This is a genomic window from Oleiphilus sp. HI0079 (assembly GCF_001635105.1).
This window is the reverse complement of sequence record NZ_LWFT01000637.1, coordinates 1-4,813: the sequence shown is the minus strand read 5'-3', so window position 1 is coordinate 4,813 and position 4,813 is coordinate 1. Positions and strand designations below refer to the sequence as shown.

General features: G+C 49.3%; 4 protein-coding genes. 2 read left to right on the top strand and 2 right to left on the bottom strand.

Annotation, left to right across the window (positions count from 1 at the left end):
* Positions 1–195: DUF2782 domain-containing protein (locus tag A3750_RS11535; RefSeq protein WP_156498525.1), on the bottom strand; the 195-nt coding region annotated here is incomplete at its 3' end.
* A 115-nt stretch (positions 196–310) separates the two neighbouring features.
* On the opposite strand from A3750_RS11535, the gene polA reads away from it, so the two are divergent.
* Together polA and A3750_RS11525 are read left to right on the top strand one after the other, a co-directional pair.
* Positions 311–3,064, top strand: a complete 2,754-nt coding sequence (gene polA / locus A3750_RS11530; RefSeq protein ID WP_068465832.1) for a DNA polymerase I — start codon at positions 311–313, stop codon at positions 3,062–3,064.
* Between the two features lie 78 nt (positions 3,065–3,142).
* A complete protein-coding gene (locus A3750_RS11525; protein ID WP_068451439.1) occupies positions 3,143–4,141 on the top strand; it encodes an NADP-dependent oxidoreductase in 999 nt (332 codons plus the stop codon).
* A gap of 137 nt (positions 4,142–4,278) precedes the next feature.
* On the opposite strand, the gene A3750_RS11520 is transcribed toward A3750_RS11525, so the two are convergent.
* Entirely contained in the window at positions 4,279–4,755 is a 477-nt protein-coding gene (locus A3750_RS11520) for a hypothetical protein (protein ID WP_068451436.1), read from the bottom strand.
* Between the last annotated feature and the right edge of the window lie 58 nt (positions 4,756–4,813).

The following is a 4,813-nucleotide window of genomic DNA, read 5'->3' as shown; positions in this document are numbered from 1 at the left end:
GCCAATTTTTGGAACCACTTTTATCTCTTTCAGCACACCGCCAACACGATACTCGTAGAACGTTTTATTCTCTTCTTCACGAATAACAATGTCAGGCTGCTCACCAGTTCTGGGTTCCTCAGCATGGGTCACCGCACTCCAGATTGAGAGGCTAAACAGTAAGGCAAGAAATAAGTGTGCGCGTGAAGAGGTCATGGAATCCTTCTTATGAAAATCAAAACACGAGGGTTGTTGGTGTTTAAGGTTTAAGCTTGTGGCGTTTTTCCCTACTATAGCATGCTTTCAAAACCACAAAACAATTAGTGATTCAATGACCGCTACAGCCCCAGCCGTTCTCGTCGATGGTTCATCGTACTTATTTCGCGCCTACCATGCACTCCCGCCTCTAAACAACTCCAAGGGCCAGCCTACCGGAGCGATAAAAGGTGTCATCAACATGATTCGTCGCCTCGTTAGCGACTATCCCGAATCAAAAATCATTGTTGTCTTTGATGCAAAAGGCAAAAACTTTCGTCACGACATGTATCCCGATTACAAGGCCAATCGCCCTCCTATGCCGGAGGATTTGCGCAGCCAGATACAACCGATTCACGACATTATTAAGGCCATGGGCCTGCCTTTGCTCGTGATCCCAGATGTTGAAGCGGACGATGTTATCGGCACGCTTGCACGCCAAGCTACAGAACAGAAACTAGATGTTATCGTATCGACTGGCGATAAAGACATGGCTCAGTTGGTGACAGAGCATGTGACGTTAATGAACACCATGACCAACACCTTTATGGATGAACAAGGCGTTGTCGAAAAATTTGGCGTGAAACCATCTCAAATCATCGACTATCTTGCGTTAGTCGGCGACAGCGTAGATAACATTCCCGGCGTACCAAAGTGCGGCCCGAAGACGGCCGTTAAGTGGTTAGCACAATTCGAGTCACTAGATGGCGTGATGGAAAATGCAGACAAGGTTGGCGGCAAGATTGGCGAAAACCTTCGCAATGCACTTGAAATGCTACCGCTCTCCTACGATCTCGCCACGATTAAGTGCGATATTGAGCTCGAACAAGGGCTAGCAGAAATAGCCCATAACGAGCAAGATACTGACAACTTAAAAGCACTCTACACCGAGCTGGAATTCAAGTCTTTAATCACTGCACTAAATGGTAACAAGGGCGCAGAGAGCACTCCTTCTTCAGCGGCCACGCAAGCCAATGATTTCTCCCCTCAAGCCGCGAGTCCCATAATTCCAGATACCGTTCCGGCAAACTATGAAACGGTGCTAGACAAAACGGTATTCGAATCTTGGTTAGAAAAACTAAAAGCCGCGCCTTATTTCGCGTTTGACACCGAAACCACTAGTTTGGACTACATGGCAGCGCGCGTAGTTGGCGTGTCTGTTTGTTGTGTCGCGGGAGAGGCGGCATATATTCCGTTCGGGCATGATTACTTGGGCGCACCCGAGCAACTTGATCAGGACTATGTTCTTGCAGAACTAAAACCCATTCTTGAAGATGCGTCGATCAAAAAGCTCGGCCAAAACCTGAAGTATGATCGCAACGTGCTGATCAACCACGGCATCACGCTTGAAGGTATTGAGCACGACACGATGATTGAGTCCTACGTATTGAACTCAACAGGCTCCCGACATGATATGGACACCCTCGCTGAGAAATATTTAGGTCGAACAACCATTCACTTCCAAGACATCGCAGGCAAAGGCGCTAAGCAGCTTACCTTTAACCAGATAGATCTGGAAAAAGCCGCGCCCTATGCAGCCGAAGATGCCGATATTACCCTGCAATTGCACGAGGCACTGTTTCCTCAGCTTGAAGCGGAAACGGGTTTGCTGTCGGTTTACAGTGACATCGACAAACCGCTTGTGAGCGTTCTATCCAATATTGAAAGACGCGGTGCGAAAGTGGATGCGCACAAACTAGCGCAACAAAGCCAAGAGCTTGCGATGCGTATTAGTGAGCTGGAAAAAGAGGCATATGACCTAGCTGGCGAGGAGTTTAACCTCAGCTCACCGAAACAACTGCAAGCTATCTTTTTTGAGAAACTTGAGCTGCCGATCATCAAGAAAACACCAAAAGGACAGCCATCAACGGCAGAACCTGTTCTGCAAGAGCTGGCGCTTGATTATCCATTGCCCAAGCTGATTCTCGAACACCGGAGTCTTGCAAAGCTTAAATCAACTTATACCGATAAGCTGCCGCTTCTTATTAACAGCGGTACCGGGCGCATTCATACGTCCTATCATCAGGCAGTAACAGCAACAGGTCGTCTATCCTCTAGCGACCCCAATCTGCAGAATATTCCGATTCGTACCGCCGAAGGTAGACGCATTCGACAAGCTTTTATTGCAGAGAACGGATACAAACTGATTGCGGCGGATTACTCCCAGATCGAACTACGTATCATGGCGCACCTTTCTCAGGACAAAGGCCTTCTCGATGCCTTTGCCCATGGCGAGGACGTGCACAAGGCAACCGCCGCTGAAGTATTCGATGTCGCGGTAAACGAAGTATCTGATGACCAACGACGCAAAGCCAAGGCCATTAACTTTGGCCTGATCTACGGCATGTCTGCGTTTGGCCTGGCCAAACAAATCAATGTCGCTCGGGGAGAAGCGCAACAGTATATTGATCGCTACTTTGAGCGTTACCCTGGCGTACTTGATTATATGGACCGCATTCGCGAGCAAGCGCATAAAGACGGCTTTGTTGAAACGGTTTTCGGCCGCCGCCTTTACCTGCCGGATATCAATGCACGTAATAAAATGATGCAACAGGCTGCCGAACGAACTGCGATCAACGCGCCTATGCAGGGTACTGCCGCCGACATTATTAAGTTGGCCATGATCAACGTCGAGAAAGCACTTAACACGGCAGATGTGAACGCGCAGATGATTATGCAGGTCCACGATGAACTGATTGTCGAAGTTGCCGAGCCAGACGTTGAGCAAGTTGCAGCACTGCTTGAAAAAGAAATGATGGATGCAGCAAAGCTCGATGTACCGCTGATTGTTGAAGCCGGAATTGGCGACAACTGGGACGAAGCGCACTAAGCGTAAACCGATAACGCGGCGTGATAAACGCCTTATCGCTAAACACACTTATTTTTGATCAATACATAGGCGCAGAACATGACGACATATACCGCAATAAACTTAGTCAAACGTCCTAAACCGGGCCCGCTCACTGCCGATGTATTTGAGGTTGTTGAAAAACACGTGCCGACGCTCGGCCAAGGTCAAATCCTAATCAAGCAAACACATATGTCGCTAGATCCCGCTATGTTTGGGTGGATGAGCGCAGACACCGAGAGTTATATCCCGCCTGTCGAGCTTGGCACGGTCATGCGTAGCTCGGGCGTTGGTGAGGTGATCGCGAGCGAAAACTCAAAGTTTGAAGTGGGTGATCGCGTGATGGGTATGATGGGCTGGCAGGAATATGTGCTTAGTGACGGCCAAGGCATCAACAAAGTACAAGCGGGTGTATCGGATGAAGTCGTACTCTCGGTTTTTGCGCTGCCCGGCCTAACCGCGACACAAGGGCTTTTTAACGTTGGCAAACCTAAAGCTGGCGAAACGATCATCGTCACCGGCGCAGCTGGGTCTGTTGGATCATTGGTTGGCCAGCTTGCAAAAGCGGAAGGCCTTAATGTGATCGGCGTTGTTGGCACAGACGAAAAGGCCGACTGGATTGTGAACGAACTGGGCTTTGACGGCGCGATCAACTACAGAACAGAAGACCCAGGCCCGCAACTCGATAAACTCGCTCCCAAGGGGTTTGATTTGTTTTTTGAGAACACCGGTGGGCCGATCCAAAACCTCATTTTCGAGCGAATGAACGCGCATGGGCGTGTTGTTGTTTGCGGCATGATCGCCGACTACAACAAGGCAAAACCAAGCCCAGGGCCAAACTGGATCCCAATCATCAAAAAACGTCTGACGATTCAAGGCTTCACGATGCCCGATCACTTCGCCGAAGTACCGAGCTTGTTAGCAAAGCTCACACCTTATGTGATGGCAGGACAGATCAAGCACCGTGCACATGTTCTTGAAGGCTTGGAATCAGCCATTGAAGGTTTGAATTTATTCTTTACTGGCGAGAACAAAGGTAAGCTCATCGTTAAGCTGTAAGCTTGGCAAGGAAGAGCGAAACGGCTTCGCAGCCATGAGTGAAACAAGCTGCGAAGCTATTCTGAGCAGATCACGACTGCTCGCGCTTTTGTGTACTCTGTTGGCCTTCGGGGGCTCTCCAGGGTACGCGACTCAGTTTACTGAAGCTCGAACGTCTCCGTATCATTAAGACCGTTGTGTCTAAGCGCCTCCGTGCTGCCATCGCGGCCCGTGTCACTATCTGCCGTTGAGCCAAAGTTGAGGTTGCTAAGCCCTAAGGTCCCGCCACTTAAACGTCGAATCGTATAAAGCGTGGTGCCGTTTTCGGTTAAATTGAATCCGAGAACCTCATTGCCATCGTTGTCAGTAAGTGAATTCCCGTTCTGGTATGTCAAAGCGTCGGCCATCGTCGTTTGCGCCGCGCCACTGCAATCACCTGCGGCAAATGTTTCGGTTGTTTTAGTTACCGATCCGTTGTCGAACGCATATGTCACTTTGCTGCCGGCCCCATCGCATCGTGCGTAGGTTTGACCGCTGAGAATATCTATATCAACGGAATTTGCGGGGTCATCGCTACTGCAACCTGCCACTAAAATAGAACTAAGACATAGTGCCGATAGTGTAAACACCTTCATACTAAGCTACCTAGTGTGCTCTCAATGTAAACTTGCTTCTGTTAACGTTGCCATAACC

Excerpts from the sequence above, each read along its gene's own strand:
- A3750_RS11520 (WP_068451436.1), bottom strand. The coding sequence starts at position 4,755 with ATGAAGGTGTTTACACTATCGGCACTATGTCTTAGTTCTATTTTAGTG.
- polA (WP_068465832.1), top strand. The coding sequence starts at position 311 with ATGACCGCTACAGCCCCAGCCGTTCTCGTCGATGGTTCATCGTACTTA.
- A3750_RS11525 (WP_068451439.1), top strand. The coding sequence starts at position 3,143 with ATGACGACATATACCGCAATAAACTTAGTCAAACGTCCTAAACCGGGC.